At 60.4% G+C, this 13,869-nt stretch carries 17 protein-coding genes; 11 read left to right on the top strand and 6 right to left on the bottom strand.

Annotation, left to right across the window (positions count from 1 at the left end; translation table 11 throughout):
• Positions 1 to 67 precede the first annotated feature (67 nt).
• Positions 68 to 697, bottom strand: a complete 630-nt coding sequence (locus VY732_RS07650) for an L-threonylcarbamoyladenylate synthase (protein ID WP_034153313.1) — start codon at positions 695 to 697, stop codon at positions 68 to 70.
• Between the two features lie 13 nt (positions 698 to 710).
• Positions 711 to 1,574 carry a PHP domain-containing protein gene (locus tag VY732_RS07645; RefSeq protein ID WP_116028922.1) on the bottom strand — a complete coding sequence of 288 codons (864 nt, stop codon included), beginning with the start codon at positions 1,572 to 1,574 and terminating at the stop codon, positions 711 to 713.
• Positions 1,575 to 1,661: 87 nt separating this feature from the next.
• Between VY732_RS07645 and VY732_RS07640 the strand changes: the two genes are divergently transcribed.
• The 6 genes from VY732_RS07640 (at position 1,662) to VY732_RS07615 (ending at position 5,963) form a co-directional block, all read left to right on the top strand.
• Positions 1,662 to 2,261: a septation protein A gene (locus VY732_RS07640; RefSeq protein ID WP_007919675.1), complete on the top strand. Its 600-nt coding sequence runs from the start codon at positions 1,662 to 1,664 to the stop codon at positions 2,259 to 2,261.
• A gap of 1 nt (position 2,262) precedes the next feature.
• Positions 2,263 to 2,562: a YciI family protein gene (locus VY732_RS07635; RefSeq protein WP_123594728.1), complete on the top strand. Its 300-nt coding sequence runs from the start codon at positions 2,263 to 2,265 to the stop codon at positions 2,560 to 2,562.
• A 110-nt stretch (positions 2,563 to 2,672) separates the two neighbouring features.
• The gene (locus tag VY732_RS07630) at positions 2,673 to 3,083 is read left to right on the top strand and encodes a translation initiation factor 2 (RefSeq protein WP_038363742.1); all 411 of its coding nucleotides are present in this window, start codon (positions 2,673 to 2,675) and stop codon (positions 3,081 to 3,083) included.
• Between the two features lie 7 nt (positions 3,084 to 3,090).
• On the top strand, positions 3,091 to 3,768 hold the full coding sequence (locus tag VY732_RS07625) for a response regulator transcription factor (RefSeq protein ID WP_016987937.1): 678 nt from the start codon (positions 3,091 to 3,093) through the stop codon (positions 3,766 to 3,768).
• A gap of 229 nt (positions 3,769 to 3,997) precedes the next feature.
• On the top strand, positions 3,998 to 4,447 hold the full coding sequence (locus tag VY732_RS07620) for a Spy/CpxP family protein refolding chaperone (protein WP_016987938.1): 450 nt from the start codon (positions 3,998 to 4,000) through the stop codon (positions 4,445 to 4,447).
• Between the two features lie 175 nt (positions 4,448 to 4,622).
• Positions 4,623 to 5,963, top strand: a complete 1,341-nt coding sequence (locus tag VY732_RS07615) for a sensor histidine kinase (protein ID WP_331695125.1) — start codon at positions 4,623 to 4,625, stop codon at positions 5,961 to 5,963.
• Between the two features lie 472 nt (positions 5,964 to 6,435).
• Here the strand turns inward: VY732_RS07615 and VY732_RS07610 are convergent, their stop codons facing one another.
• The gene (locus VY732_RS07610; protein WP_331695124.1) at positions 6,436 to 7,002 is read right to left on the bottom strand and encodes a nitroreductase family protein; all 567 of its coding nucleotides are present in this window, start codon (positions 7,000 to 7,002) and stop codon (positions 6,436 to 6,438) included.
• Between the two features lie 121 nt (positions 7,003 to 7,123).
• Here VY732_RS07610 and VY732_RS07605 point away from each other — a divergent pair, with 121 nt between their 5' ends.
• A complete protein-coding gene (locus tag VY732_RS07605) occupies positions 7,124 to 8,578 on the top strand; it encodes a TrkH family potassium uptake protein (protein ID WP_016984216.1) in 1,455 nt (484 codons plus the stop codon).
• Here VY732_RS07605 and VY732_RS07600 read toward each other — a convergent pair.
• On the bottom strand, positions 8,535 to 9,596 hold the full coding sequence (locus tag VY732_RS07600) for an AraC family transcriptional regulator (RefSeq protein ID WP_331695123.1): 1,062 nt from the start codon (positions 9,594 to 9,596) through the stop codon (positions 8,535 to 8,537). The two genes, VY732_RS07605 and VY732_RS07600, sit on opposite strands and share 44 nt — an antisense overlap.
• Positions 9,597 to 9,760: 164 nt before the next feature.
• On the opposite strand from VY732_RS07600, the gene VY732_RS07595 reads away from it, so the two are divergent.
• Entirely contained in the window at positions 9,761 to 10,072 is a 312-nt protein-coding gene (locus VY732_RS07595; protein ID WP_331695122.1) for a DUF962 domain-containing protein, read from the top strand.
• A 14-nt stretch (positions 10,073 to 10,086) separates the two neighbouring features.
• On the top strand, positions 10,087 to 10,677 hold the full coding sequence (locus VY732_RS07590; protein WP_116028918.1) for an HD domain-containing protein: 591 nt from the start codon (positions 10,087 to 10,089) through the stop codon (positions 10,675 to 10,677).
• Positions 10,678 to 10,793: 116 nt separating this feature from the next.
• On the opposite strand, the gene VY732_RS07585 is transcribed toward VY732_RS07590, so the two are convergent.
• Complete coding sequence (locus tag VY732_RS07585; RefSeq protein WP_025110572.1) at positions 10,794 to 11,609, bottom strand: UDP-2,3-diacylglucosamine diphosphatase; 816 nt, start codon at positions 11,607 to 11,609, stop codon at positions 10,794 to 10,796.
• Positions 11,610 to 11,745: 136 nt separating this feature from the next.
• On the opposite strand from VY732_RS07585, the gene VY732_RS07580 reads away from it, so the two are divergent.
• Positions 11,746 to 12,510: an AraC family transcriptional regulator gene (locus VY732_RS07580; RefSeq protein WP_331695121.1), complete on the top strand. Its 765-nt coding sequence runs from the start codon at positions 11,746 to 11,748 to the stop codon at positions 12,508 to 12,510.
• Positions 12,511 to 12,659: 149 nt separating this feature from the next.
• The gene (locus tag VY732_RS07575) at positions 12,660 to 13,553 is read left to right on the top strand and encodes a DMT family transporter (RefSeq protein WP_123594733.1); all 894 of its coding nucleotides are present in this window, start codon (positions 12,660 to 12,662) and stop codon (positions 13,551 to 13,553) included.
• Here VY732_RS07575 and VY732_RS07570 read toward each other — a convergent pair.
• A complete protein-coding gene (locus tag VY732_RS07570; protein ID WP_116028916.1) occupies positions 13,547 to 13,834 on the bottom strand; it encodes a SelT/SelW/SelH family protein in 288 nt (95 codons plus the stop codon). The genes VY732_RS07575 and VY732_RS07570 overlap by 7 nt on opposite strands.
• Positions 13,835 to 13,869: the final 35 nt, after the last annotated feature.

The following is a 13,869-nucleotide window of genomic DNA, read 5'->3' as shown; positions in this document are numbered from 1 at the left end:
CCATGGCAAACGGCAGCTCTTGCTGAGCGCCGGCCTGGGGGTCGACAACGGTTTCCACTGCGGACATTCAGGCCTCGACCATGAACGGCGTCGGATCGCCGCAACCGACGCGGACCACCTCCGGGTCGTCGCCGGTCAAGTCGATCACGGTGGAGGCCTTGATGCCGCCGAAACCGCCGTCGACGATCAAGTCCACTTGGTGCTCGAGCAACTGGCGCATTTCGTACGGATCGCTCAGCGGATCTTCATCGCCAGGCATGATCAGGGTCACGCTCATCAGCGGCTCGCCGAGTTCGGCCAGCAGCGCCAGCGCGATCGGATGGCTCGGCACACGCAGGCCGATGGTGCGCTTCTTCGGATGCAGCAGCAGACGCGGCACTTCGCGGGTGGCGTTGAGAATGAAGGTGTACGGCCCCGGCAGATGCGCTTTGAGAATGCGGAAGGTGCCGGTGTCGATCTTGGCGTAGTTGCCCAGTTGCGACAGGTCGCTGCAGATCAGCGCGAAGTTGTGCTTTTCATCGAGCTGACGCAGGCGACGCACGCGCTCGATCGCGGTTTTATCGCCGATTTGGCAACCGATCGCGTAGGAGGAGTCCGTGGGATAAATCACCACCCCGCCCTTGCGGATGATCTCGACCGCCTGTTTTATCAGGCGCGCTTGCGGGTTTTCCGGATGTATCTGGAAAAATTGACTCACATTCTCTACCTGTTCAGACGGCGGCAATATCTGTGTCATGTTTGAACCGACACCACAGGGGTGGAAGGTCCTCGGGAACCGGCCGGTACTGGCCGATCTCGGACCAGCCGCCAGGGCCATGGAAGTCACTGCCGGCGCTGACCAGCAGACCGAACTCACGGGCAAGGATTGCCAGGCTGCCGACCTGTTCCGCAGGCTGATGGCCATTGACCACCTCGATTGCATGCCCGCCTGCTTGAATATAGTCGGCAATCAGCTTTCGGCGCTTGCTGCGGGTGAAATCGTAGTGCCACGGATGCGCCAGGCTGACCCAGGCATTGGCGGCGCGCAGCGTGCCGACGGTGTCTTCCAGCGTCGGCCAGTGCAACTTGACGTCACCCAGCTTGCCGGCGCCAAGCCATTTGCGGAATGCCTCGGCGCGATCCTTTACAAACCCTTCACGCACCATCCAGTCGGCGAAATGCGGACGGGCCGGCGCATTGCCGCTGTCGCCCAGTTCCTGCTGGATTTTCCGCGCGCCGTCGAGGGCACCGGGCATGCCTTTAAGGGCGAGCTTGCGGCTTATTTCTTCCGACCGCAGCCAGCGACCATCGTGCAATTTGGCAATCGCCTCGACCAACGGTGCCGCATTGACGTCGAAGCCGTAGCCCAACACATGAATGGTCGCGCCGCCCCAGGTACAGGACAATTCGACGCCGTTGACCAGTTGCATGCCCAACTCGGTCGCGGCCGCGCGCGCTTCGGCGAGGCCTTCGAGGGTGTCGTGGTCGGTCAACGCCAGGACTCGCACGCCGTTCTCGAACGCACGCGCAACCAGAACCGCAGGCGCCAGGGCGCCATCGGAGGCCGTGCTATGGCAGTGCAAATCAACATTCACGGGGAGTTGTAACCTCAAATCAGCTGGCGCTATCGCGCGCCCATATGTTTGTTATTATGCCGCCACATCCAGCTTCTGGCTCTCACTGTGAAACAATTCATCGATTTCATCCCGCTTCTGCTGTTCTTCATCGTTTACAAACTTGATCCACGGGTCGTCGACATCGCTGGCCATGAAGTGACTGTAGGCGGTATTTACAGCGCCACGGCGATGCTGATCATCAGTTCCCTGGTGGTGTACGGCGCGTTGTTCATCAAACAGCGCAAGCTGGAAAAGAGCCAATGGCTGACCCTGATCGCCTGCCTGGTGTTCGGCAGCCTGACACTGGCCTTCCACAGCGAGACCTTCCTGAAGTGGAAAGCGCCGGTGGTCAACTGGCTGTTCGCCGTGGCCTTCATCGGCAGTCACTTCATCGGTGACCGTCTGCTGATCAAACGCATCATGGGCCACGCGCTGACCCTGCCGGATCCGGTCTGGACCCGCCTGAACATCGCCTGGATCGCCTTTTTCCTGTTCTGCGGCGCTGCCAACCTGTTCGTCGCCTTTACCTTCCAGAGTTACTGGGTGGATTTCAAGGTGTTCGGCAGCCTGGGCATGACCCTGGTATTCCTGGTCGCACAGGGCATTTACCTGTCGCGCCACCTGCACGATGCCGATACCACAACAACACCAAAAACCGAGGACTGACATGCTCTACGCAATCATTGCCACCGACGTCGCCAACTCGCTGGAAGCACGCCAGGCCGCGCGCCCTGCGCATCTGGAACGCCTGCAAGCGCTCAAGGGCGAAGGCCGCATCGTATTGGCCGGCCCGCACCCGGCCGTCGACAGCAATGATCCGGGCGCAGCGGGTTTCACCGGCAGCCTGATCGTTGCCGAATTCGATTCGCTGAGTGCTGCGCAAGCATGGGCCGATGCCGATCCGTACATTGCCGCTGGCGTCTACGCCAATGTGATCGTCAAGCCGTTCAAGCAAGTCCTGCCGTAACGCTATCCCCACGCGATGAACCTTCTCGGTTCATCGCGTTCTCAATCGCTCATTATTCTCGTTTGCCTGCCGACAACCTGCCCAATATCCATTTGGAAACAGGTGTCGCGATGCGCAAGGGTCCGTTGTGTCTGATGTTGGTCACGTTGTCGATCATGGCGCCCGCCCATGGTGAGGAAACCACCGAAGGCGGCAGCTCCACGCCATTGTCGTTAAGCGCCGGCAGCCAGATCACCGAGTTGCAGCAGCGCCTCAAGGCCAGCGAGCAGCAACGGGAAGAACTGAGCAAACAACTGCAAAATGCCGACAATACCCGCGAAAGCGCCCAGCTTGCCCGGTTGCGCCAGGAGAACCAGCGTCTCAAGCTGCAACTCAAGGAAGCCCAGGCCAGCCCGCTGCCGCGTCTGTTGACTGATCAGCAGCAGTGGTTCGTCACGGGCGCCGGAGTAGCGCTATTGGCGCTGCTCTGCGGTATCTTTGCCAGTGGAGCAAGCCGAAAACGTCGGCAATGGCTAAATTGAGTGAGTCATGAGCGAGCTGTTACTGATTGATGATGACCAGGAGTTGTGCGAACTCCTGAGTAGTTGGCTGAGCCAGGAAGGCTTCCATGTGCGCGCCTGCCACGATGGCCAGAGCGCGCGTAAAGCGCTGGCCGAAACCGCCCCGGCGGCGGTGGTGCTGGACGTGATGCTGCCCGATGGCAGTGGTCTGGAACTGCTCAAGCAATTGCGCAACGACCACGCCGACCTGCCGGTGCTGATGCTCTCGGCCCGTGGCGAGCCGCTGGATCGCATCCTCGGCCTGGAACTGGGTGCCGACGATTACCTGGCCAAACCGTGCGACCCACGGGAACTGACTGCGCGCCTGCGCGCCGTATTGCGTCGCAGCCATCCGGCGGCAGTCTCGACGCAACTCGAACTGGGCGACCTCAGTTTCAGCCCGGTGCGCGGCGTGGTCAGCATCGACGAGAAAGAACTGACCCTCACCGTTTCCGAAAGCCGCCTGCTCGAAGCGCTGCTCAAACAGCCGGGCGAGCCGCTGGACAAACAGGAACTGGCGCAGCTCGCCCTCGGTCGCAAGCTGACCCTGTACGACCGCAGCCTCGACATGCACGTCAGCAATCTGCGCAAAAAGATCGGCCCGCACCCGGACGGCCGTCCACGCATCGTTGCCCTGCGTAGCCGCGGTTACTTCTATAGCCTCTGAACCTCCCACCTGTAGGAGTGAGCCTGCTCGCGATAGCAGTGTGTCAGTCGAGATGTTCTTGCCAGATACACCGCTATCGCGAGCAGGCTCACTCCTACAAGGTGTGTTTGTCAGGTCAGCACTCGAGTGTCTTTACCGAAGCTTTACGCAGTGCTGACCGCCGCTGACCTTGATCTCCGTAATCTGTACTCATCCGGAACGTACCGGGAACGAGACAAGGAGATACACCATGCGCAAGACTCTTATCGCTCTGATGTTCGCTGCCGCTCTGCCAACCGTCGCCATGGCCATGCCGCAAGACGGCGGCCCGATGGGTGGTCCGCTCGACGGCCCACGCCACGGCGGTCAGATGCACGGCATGCACGGCAAAGGCCCGTACAGCCAACTCGACCTGTCCCGCGAACAGCGCGAGCAGATCCGCAAGATCATGGGCGAGCAGATGCACGAGCGTAAGCAAGTGGTCGACAAGTATCTGGAAAAACTCTCGCCGGCTGACCAGAAAGCCATGAAAGACGAGATGGCGGCCAACCACAAGAAAGCCGAAACCGACGTGCGCGCCGTGTTGAAACCGGATCAACAGAAGAAATTCGACGAGATCCAGAAGAAACAGGCCGAGCGTCGCGCCGAATGGGCCGAGTTCAAGGCGTGGAAAGCGCAACAGGCGCAAAAGGCGCAATAATGTTCTGCCCCCGGACCCGACGGCTAAACACCGCCGGGTCTTTTTCCACCGATCCAATGTAGGAGTGAGCCTGCTCGCGATAGCGGTGTGTCAGTCAACGAATACTTGTCTGACTCACCGCTATCGCGAGCAGGCTCACTCCTACAGGGATTTGCGTTTGTTCTGAGGATTTTCTGTGCGTTCATTGTTCTGGCGTATTCTTGCGAGCTTCTGGCTGGCCATCGCGCTGGTGGCCGGGTTGTCCATTCTGCTCGGGCACATGCTTAACCAGGACGCGTGGATCCTCAGCCGCCATCCGGGCCTCAACAGCCTCGCCGGCGAATGGACACAAACCTATGAAGCGCAGGGCGAAGAAGCCGCCCAGGACATCCTCGAACAGCGCAAACGCCAATATCACATCGATGTTCAGGTGCTCAACGAATCCGGCGACCCGGTGGTGCGCGGCACCTTCCCGCGTCGCGCCGCCGCCTTCGAAGCGCGGCAGAACAACGATGACCGACGCCTGCCATGGCGACGTCTGACCGACGAATTCACCAGTGAAAAAACCGGTGACACCTACCTGTTCATCTACCGCATCCCGCACCCGGAACTCGACGCCTGGCACCGCGAAAGCCTGCTCTGGCCGCTGAGTGCACTGGGCATCGCGTTGGTGGTGCTGACCTTGTTCAGCCTGCTGGTGACCTTCTCCATCACCCGCCCGCTCAGCCGTTTGCGCGGCGCGGTGCATGACCTCGGGCAGACTACCTATCAGCAAAACAGCCTGGCGAAACTGGCCAACCGTCGCGATGAGTTCGGCGTACTGGCCAATGACTTCAATCGCATGGGCGCGCGCTTGCAAAGCCTGATTGGCAGCCAGCGGCAGTTGCTGCGTGATGTCTCCCACGAGTTGCGTTCACCACTGGCGCGGTTGCGCATTGCGCTGGCGCTGGCGGAACGGGCCAACCCCGAGGAGCGCGAGAAACTCTGGCCACGCCTGACCCGCGAGTGCGATCGGCTGGAAGCGTTGATCAGCGAAATTCTGGTGCTGGCGCGCGTCGATGCCGACAACGCCAGCGCTGAAGACGTGGATTTGAATGCGTTGCTCGGCACGTTGCAGAAGGATGCGAAGCTTGGATCGCCCGAGCAGATTGTCCGACTTGATGCCGAACCGCAGCTGAATATGAAGGGTTGGCCGACCATGATCGAGCGCGCCGTCGATAACCTGTTGCGCAATGCCCAGCGCTTCAACCCGGAAGGTCAGTCGATTGAAATGCAGGCTTCACGTCAGGGTGAAAAAATCATCGTCAGCGTGCGCGACCATGGGCCGGGGGTGCAGGCTGAACATTTGAGTCAGTTGGGCGAGCCGTTTTACCGGGCACCGGGGCAGACGGCGGCAGGGCATGGTTTGGGGCTGGCGATTGCACGGCGGGCGGCGGAACGGCATGGCGGGAGTTTGACGCTGGCCAATCATCCGCAGGGCGGGTTTGTTGCGAGTCTGGAATTGCCGCTTGTACCTGGAGCGGTGGTGCAACTCTAAGAGCCTAAAAGCTACCCTCACCCCAGCCCTCTCCCGGAGGGAGAGGGGGCCGACCGCGGTGTCTTGCGTCATACATCGACCTGAAGAACCGAGTTGATTATGCGCCCGGAAGGCACGTGAATCGTCGCCGACTCTGGGTTCGAAATGCATCGGAACCGTTATCGACTCCGAGCTCGAAATGCATCGGAACCGTTATCGACTCCGAGTTCGAAATGCATCGGAACCGTTATCGACTCCGAGCTCGAAATGCATCGGAACCGTTATCGACTCCGAGCTCGAAATGCATCGGAACCGTTATCGACTCCGAGCTCGAAATGCATCGGAACCGTTATCGACTCCGAGCTCGAAATGCACTGGAGCCGTTATCCACTCTGGATTCAGCTGAGCACTTTCAGGTCGGCGTTCCTCTACAGCATCCCCCAATCAGTCCCCTCTCCCTCTGGGAGAGGGCTAGGGTGAGGGGCTCTTCGCTTTACGCCTTACCGGGCCAAGCGCTGACGAACTCAGCCAGATCAACCTTCTCCGCCACACGCGGTTCTTTCTGCGGCGTGCCGAGGTAAAGGAACGCAATCACCTCTTCACCCTCCGCCAACCCCAAACCTTTGGCCACATGCTCGGAATAAGCCAAATCCCCCGTACGCCAAACCGCACCAATCCCCTGCGCATACGCCGCCAACAAAATCCCGTGCGCCGCACACCCCGCCGCCAGCAACTGCTCGGCTTTCGGATATTTAACGTGCTCCTGCAATTTAGCGATCACCACAACCACCAGCGGTGCACGCAGCGGGCCGTTGCGCGCCTTGTCGATCATCGCTTCGGTGACTTCGCCTTCCTGCATTTGCGCCGCTTCGGCCAGCAACTCGCCCATCTGCTCGCGCGCGGTGCCTTCGACGGTCAGAAAACGATACGGCTGCAAATGCCCGTGATCCGGCGCGCGCAATGCGGCGCCAAACAGAGCTTCGCGCTGCTCGGCAGTGGGGGCCGGTTCGACCAGACGTGGAACGGAAACACGGTTGAGCAACGCGTCAAGAGCCTGCATCGGCCACCTCCTGAAAAATATGTGCGGCTATTCTAGCGGTATCTGCCAACAGGATGCCGGTTTACATGCCCTGCCCCACGGGTAGAATGGCGCCCTTCTCACATCAGCCCGAGCGGACTTCATGGCGTTGCCGACCTTACGGATCATTGGTTTCATCATCGGCATCTTCCTGATCACCCTGGCCGTGGCCATGGTCGTGCCCATGGCCACCCTGGTGATTTTCGAACGCACCAGCGACCTGCCGTCGTTCCTCTGGGCGAGCATGATCACCTTCGTCGCCGGCCTCGCGCTGGTGATTCCCGGCAGGCCCGAACACATTCATCTGCGCCCGCGCGACATGTACCTGCTGACGGTCAGCAGTTGGCTGGTGGTGTGCATTTTCGCCGCGCTGCCGTTTCTGCTGACCCAGCACATCAGCTACACCGACTCGTTTTTCGAAAGCATGTCCGGCATCACCGCGACCGGCTCGACCGTGCTCAATCATCTCGACGACATGTCCCCGGGCATCCTGATGTGGCGCTCGTTGCTGCACTGGATCGGCGGCATCGGCTTTATCGGTATGGCGGTAGCGATTCTGCCGCTGCTGCGCATCGGTGGCATGCGCCTGTTCCAGACCGAATCCTCGGACCGTTCGGAAAAGGTCATGCCGCGCTCGCACATGGTGGCGCGGCTGATCGTCGCGGCTTATGTCGGCATCACCATTCTTGGCAGCCTGGCGTTCTGGTGGGCCGGGATGAGCCCGTTCGATGCGATCAACCACGCGATGTCGGCGATCTCCACCGGCGGGTTCTCGACCTCCGATCAGTCGCTGGCGAAGTGGACGCAACCGGCGGTGCACTGGGTTGCGGTGGTCATCATGATTCTCGGCAGCCTGCCGTTCACCCTGTACGTGGCGACGTTGCGCGGCAACCGCAAGGCGCTGATCAAGGATCAGCAGGTGCAGGGTTTGCTCGGCATGTTGCTGGTGACCTGGCTGGTGCTCGGCACCTGGTACTGGTGGACGACCAACCTGCATTGGCTGGACGCCCTGCGCCACGTGGCACTGAACGTGACCTCGGTGGTCACCACCACCGGTTTTGCCCTCGGCGACTACAGCCTGTGGGGCAACTTCTCGCTGATGCTGTTTTTCTATCTGGGTTTTGTCGGTGGCTGTTCCGGTTCGACGGCGGGCGGGATCAAGATCTTCCGTTTCCAGGTCGCCTATATCCTGCTCAAGGCCAACCTTAATCAGCTGATTCACCCGCGCGCGGTGATCAAACAGAAGTACAACGGTCACCGCCTCGACGAAGAGATCGTCCGTTCGATTCTGACGTTTTCGTTCTTCTTCGCCATTACCATCTGCGTGATTGCGCTGCTGCTGTCGCTGCTCGGCGTCGACTGGATGACCGCACTGACCGGTGCCGCCAGCACTGTGTCCGGCGTCGGCCCGGGCCTGGGCGAAACCATCGGCCCGGCGGGTAACTTCGCCACCCTGCCGGACGCGGCCAAGTGGATCCTGTCGTTCGGCATGCTGCTCGGCCGACTGGAGATCATTACGGTGTTTGTACTGTGTATTCCGGCCTTTTGGCGTCACTGACCGCACCCGGCGCCTGCAACAACCGCGTCCGGTAGTCACCGGGCGTGGTGTCGAACCAGCGGCGGAACGCGCGAAAGAAGTTGCTCGGGTCGGCAAAACCCAACAGGTAAGCGATTTCCAGCAAGGTCATGCTCGGTTGCGCCAGATACTGCTCGGCCAGTTCGCGGCGGGTGTCATCGAGCAACTGCTGAAAGCTCGTGCCCTCCTCCTGCAAGCGGCGCTGCAAAGTACGCTGCGACAAATGCAGGGTCTGCGCCACGGTATCGCGCTTCGGCTCACCTTGCGGCAGCAACCGGCACAGCACCTGTCGCGCCTTGTGGGTCACGCGGCTTTCGGAAAACCGTGCCAGATATTCTCCGGCAAAGCGGTCATGCAACAGCGCCATGGCTTCGTTGGCGGTGGGCAGCGGCGCTTCCATGTCGGCGCGTTCGAAGATCAGCGCATCGTACGGTGCGTTGAACATCAGCGGTGCGTGAAAAGCTTGTTTATAGGGTTCCAGATCATCCGGCTCAGCGCCCTGCACCAAGACTTTGACCGGATGCAGCGTGCGCCCGCTCAACCAGCCACACAGGCCCAATGCACAGGCCAACGAGGCTTCGGCACTTTGCCGGGTCGGCGGCAGATGATCGCCGTGCACGGTCAGAATCAGCGCATAACCTTCATCGAGCAAGCGGAAACTCAGGTCGGCGCTCTCGGCGATGATGCGCTGATAACGCACCAGCCGCTGGAAGCCTTCGGCCAGCGTATTGCTCGACATCAGTGCATAGCCGGCGACATGAAACGACGCCGGTCGCACCACCTTGCCCATGTTCAGGCCAATCGCCGGGTTGCCGGACAGTTCGACCGCCCGTTGCCAGAGACGGGTCATGGAATCTTGCGGGAAGCGCGCATCCGGATCATCCAGAGCCGTGTAATCAAGCCCCAGCTGCTTGAACAGAACCCGGCAATCCAGGCCGTCCATCTCCAATGCTTTGACAATCCCCATAGCCCAGCTTGCAGAAGTCGTTCGTTCGCTCATGGCGTTTTTCTTTTACATGAGGGGCCGCATGTTACGGCCTGATTTGCGAAGGATACTAAAGTGGCGCCGATTGTCACTGGCCCACGCCAATGATCACTCTAGACTCAAATAAGCTACCCGCAGAACAACTCGTCGCCAGAACAATAACCACAGAGAACGCGGTCGTGGAAAACATCAAGCATTTCAACAGCTTCGCTGAGTTCTATCCGTATTACCTCCGCGAACACAGCAACAGCACCTGCCGGCGCCTGCATTTCATCGGCACCACGCTGGTGATTTTCATTCTGGCGATGACCATCGCCAAGGGCGCCTGGCTGCTGTTATTCGCGGTGCCGCTGGCCGGTTACAGCTTCGCTTGGGTCGGACATTTCTTCTTTGAAAAGAACCGACCGGCGACTTTCCAGCATCCGCTGTACAGCCTGCTCGGCGACTTCGTCATGTACCGCGACATGATCCTGGGTCGCGTGGCGTTCTGAATGAGGGTCAGCCAATGAATGCCAATGCCCGTTTCAAGCATATGAAAGACGGCACCCAAGAAGACTGGGCGATCATCGCCGCCGACTTCAGTGCCTACGCCAAACAGTTGCCCTCACGGATCCTGGCGCACCTGAAATTGCTCGAAGGCGATTTCGGCGGTTTCCCGGTGGATCGCCTGACCCACTCGCTGCAAACCGCGACCCGCGCCTTTCGCGACGGACGCGACGAGGAATATGTGGTTTGCGCGTTGCTGCATGACATTGGTGACACGCTCGGTTCGTATAACCATCCGGACATTGCTGCGGCGATTCTCAAGCCGTTCGTCAGTGCCGAGAATCTGTGGATGGTCGAGAAGCACGGGGTGTTTCAGGGCTACTACTTCTTTCATCATCTGGGCATGGATCGGCATCTGCGCGAGCAGTTCGCCGGTCATCCGCAGTATCAAGCGACCGCCGAGTTCTGTGCCAAATACGATGCGGCGGCGTTTGATCCGGGCTATGACACATTGCCGTTGAGTTTCTTTGAGCCGATGATGGAACGGTTGTTTGCGCAGCCGAAGAACTCGATTTACAAAGCGGCGATGGAGGAACACTCGCCAGCGTAATCATCCTCGGGCACCGCTGCGCGGTTCATCGCGAGCAGGCTCACTCCTACAGTTGAAATGCGTACCCCTGTAGGAGTGAGCCTGCTCGCGATGAGGCCCTCTCAATCACCAGAGCATTATGCGATTTCAGCGACTTTGGCAGCCTTGAGCTCCGCCTCGCGCGCCTGCGCATCCGCCAGCCGATACAACTCGATCGTGCCGTCCCAATGCTCGATCAGCGCCGTGCACGACTCCACCCAATCACCGCAATTGAGGTAATCCACCTCGCCCACCTTGCGGATCTCGGCATGGTGAATGTGCCCGCAGACCACGCCATGCAACTCGCGCTTCACGCATTCATGGGCGATGGCTTCTTCAAAGTCGCTGATGAAACTCACCGCGGTTTTCACCTTGTGTTTCAGGTACGCCGACAGCGACCAATAGCCGTAACCATAGCGCGCACGCCAGTGGTTGAGCCAGCGATTGAGGGTCAGGGTGAATTCGTAGGCGGAGTCGCCAAGGAAGGCCAGCCAGCGGTGATAGCGGGTGATGACATCGAACTGATCGCCGTGAATCACCAGCAGATGCCGCCCGTCTGCGGTGACATGCACCGCCTCGTCGACCAGTTGGATATTGCCCAGAATCAGCTTCGAATAACGCCGCAGGAATTCGTCATGGTTGCCGGTGACGTAGATCACTTCGGTGCCGCGCTTGCTCATGGTCAGCAAGCGGCGGATCACATTGGTATGCGCCTGCGGCCAGTACATGCCGCCGCGCAGTTTCCAGCCGTCGATGATGTCGCCGACCAGGTAAATCTTGTCGGCATGGTAGCCCTTGAGAAATTGCGACAGGTGCTCGGCCTGGCAATCCCGTGTGCCCAGGTGCACGTCGGAGATCCACAGGGTTCGCACCCGTTGTTTGCGGCTGGGTCTGGCGAGCTCGGCGCTGGTCATGGGCAACCCTCTGCGATGTTTTCGCCACTCTGCGCTTGTCCGGTTAATCGACCATGACAAGCGTGAGTCAGTCGTGTGACAACGCATCCGGCGTGGGTCGGTGTAGACTGGCGATCACTTCGGAGACGACACTGCCATGCGACCGATCCTCACCCTGCGTCAGTACACCCACGATCTGATCGTGCACAGCCACGACCACGCGCAACTGGTGTTCGGGCTGTCCGGTGCGTTGGATTTCGAGGTCGAGGGTTGTGGCAGCCAGGTTCGTCAGCAGAGTTTTGTGGTGATCCCTTCGGGTGCGCATCACGCTTGCGGCAGTCCCGATGGCAGCCGCTGTCTGGTGATGGATATTCCTGACGGGCAATGGCTGGTCGACTCGTTGGGCGATCATGCCGACGCCAGCCGCCGCTTGCTTGATCAGCCCGCGCGCCTGTCGCTGGATTCCGGGCAGAGTCAGTTGGTCAGTTGGCTGGCGAACAGCCCGGTCAGCGATCCGTTGATCGCCCAGCAAGGTTCAGTGTTGCTCCTGGCCAGCCTCAATCAGGCGCGGCCGGCCGAGCTGGCGGCCCGACGCCTGCCCTATGCCGCGCTGGATGCGCACATCGAACAACACGCCGCTTATCCGCTGCAGGTTGCCGATCTGGCGCGGGTTGCCGGGCTCTCAAGCGCGCGCCTGCATGCACGCTTCATGGCCGAGTGCGGGCAGACGCCGATGGATTACATCCGCAGCCGGCGCTTGCATCTGGCCGTGCAAATGCTCCGCGACACGCTGTTGCCGATGGGTGAAATTGCCAGTCGCGTCGGTTACAGCTCGCAGAGTGCCTTCTCGGCCGCCGTGCTGCGCGAGTTCGGCGCATCACCCGGCCAGCTTCGTCGCGACTCCTGCGACAAAAGACGATAGTCCGCCGACAGACTTGCTGACCTCTACACGCTTAAATGTAGGAGCTGCCGAAGGCTGCGATCTTTTGATGTTGTTTTTTGAAAGCAAGATCAAAAGATCGCAGCCTTCGGCAGCTCCAGTGAGATTGTGTTTGCGATAGAAGGATTGCAATGACTCCGCGTACCGCCCTCGGCGCTCTGCATATCGGTGCTTTGATGTTTGGCCTGACCGGTGTGTTCGGCAAACTCGCTGCCGCGTCCCCCGCTGTGATCGTCTTCGGTCGCGCTGCTTTCGCCGTGCTCGCCCTGGCATTTTTCGCCCGTTTTGCCAGTCAGCACGGCTGGCAGAAACTTCAGGCCGTGGATTGGCGGCGCCTGGCCCTCAGCGGCGTGTTGCTGGCCGGGCACTGGGTGAGTTTCTTCCTGTCGGTGAAGATCGCCGGTGTCGCCATTGCAACATTGGGCTTCGCCAGTTTCCCGGCCTTCACGGTGATTCTCGAAGGGCTGATTTTCCGCGAACGCATCCGTGCCAATGAAATTGTGCTGGTGGTGCTGGTCAGCATCGGCCTGATTCTGGTGACCCCGGCCTTCGACCTGGGCAGCGGCGCGACCATCGGTTTGCTTTGGTCGGTGCTGTCGGGACTGCTGTTCTCGCTGTTGTCACTGACCAACCGCGTCAGCTCCGGGCGGATTCCGGCGGTGCAAGCGGCGCTGTGCCAAAACGTCGTGGTGGCGCTGTGTCTACTCCCAGTTGCAGCACCGCAACTGAGCGAAGTGCGCGCACTCGACTGGCTGTGGATTGCGCTGCTCGGGGTGTTCTGTACCGGCGTCGCGCACAGCCTGTTTGTGGCCAGTCTGGCGGTGATCAAGGCGCGTACGGCGGCGGTAGTGTTTGCGCTGGAGCCGGTCTACGGCATCACCGTCGCCTGGCTGTTGTTCAATGAAAACCCGACGCCGAAGATGTTGATCGGCGGTGCGTTGATCATTGTCGCCATCGTTGTGTCAGCGCGGATGTCCGGCCATGCCGACAAGAAAACCGTCGCCGCCGAGGCCACGTCTCACTGAGTGCGGTCGTTGTGACCGAGATCGCGGTCAGGATCGATCTGATCGCGAACCCGCTGCTTCAACACCTTGGCCTCGGGAAAACCGCCGTCGGCCTTGCGTTCCCAGATCTGCACGCCGGCGCAGGTGATGTGAAATACCCCGCCGGTGCCTGGCACCAACGAGACTTTGCCGAGGTCATCGCCGAAGGTACTGAGCAGCTCCTGCGCCAGCCACGCGGCGCGCAACAGCCACTGGCATTGGCTGCAATAAGTGATGACAACTTCTGCTTTTGCGACAGTCATGTTCGCTGAAACTCCTGAGACAGAGGGCGCCGCTA

Origin of the sequence: Pseudomonas sp. ZY71 (assembly GCF_036542145.1) — a bacterium.
Lineage (GTDB): Bacteria > Pseudomonadota > Gammaproteobacteria > Pseudomonadales > Pseudomonadaceae > Aquipseudomonas > Aquipseudomonas koreensis_A.
Note: the sequence above shows the minus strand (reverse complement) of the source record. Positions and strands in the feature narration are given on the sequence as shown.

What these genes read in the sequence shown, in the direction of transcription:
- VY732_RS07575 (WP_123594733.1), top strand. Translation starts at nt 12,660, where the DNA reads ATGACTCCGCGTACCGCCCTCGGCGCTCTGCATATCGGTGCTTTGATG.
- VY732_RS07630 (WP_038363742.1), top strand. Translation starts at nt 2,673, where the DNA reads ATGCGCAAGGGTCCGTTGTGTCTGATGTTGGTCACGTTGTCGATCATG.
- VY732_RS07580 (WP_331695121.1), top strand. Translation starts at nt 11,746, where the DNA reads ATGCGACCGATCCTCACCCTGCGTCAGTACACCCACGATCTGATCGTG.
- VY732_RS07635 (WP_123594728.1), top strand. Translation starts at nt 2,263, where the DNA reads ATGCTCTACGCAATCATTGCCACCGACGTCGCCAACTCGCTGGAAGCA.
- VY732_RS07585 (WP_025110572.1), bottom strand. Translation starts at nt 11,609, where the DNA reads ATGACCAGCGCCGAGCTCGCCAGACCCAGCCGCAAACAACGGGTGCGA.
- VY732_RS07590 (WP_116028918.1), top strand. Translation starts at nt 10,087, where the DNA reads ATGAATGCCAATGCCCGTTTCAAGCATATGAAAGACGGCACCCAAGAA.
- VY732_RS07620 (WP_016987938.1), top strand. Translation starts at nt 3,998, where the DNA reads ATGCGCAAGACTCTTATCGCTCTGATGTTCGCTGCCGCTCTGCCAACC.
- VY732_RS07625 (WP_016987937.1), top strand. Translation starts at nt 3,091, where the DNA reads ATGAGCGAGCTGTTACTGATTGATGATGACCAGGAGTTGTGCGAACTC.
- VY732_RS07605 (WP_016984216.1), top strand. Translation starts at nt 7,124, where the DNA reads ATGGCGTTGCCGACCTTACGGATCATTGGTTTCATCATCGGCATCTTC.
- VY732_RS07600 (WP_331695123.1), bottom strand. Translation starts at nt 9,596, where the DNA reads ATGAGCGAACGAACGACTTCTGCAAGCTGGGCTATGGGGATTGTCAAA.
- VY732_RS07610 (WP_331695124.1), bottom strand. Translation starts at nt 7,002, where the DNA reads ATGCAGGCTCTTGACGCGTTGCTCAACCGTGTTTCCGTTCCACGTCTG.
- VY732_RS07570 (WP_116028916.1), bottom strand. Translation starts at nt 13,834, where the DNA reads ATGACTGTCGCAAAAGCAGAAGTTGTCATCACTTATTGCAGCCAATGC.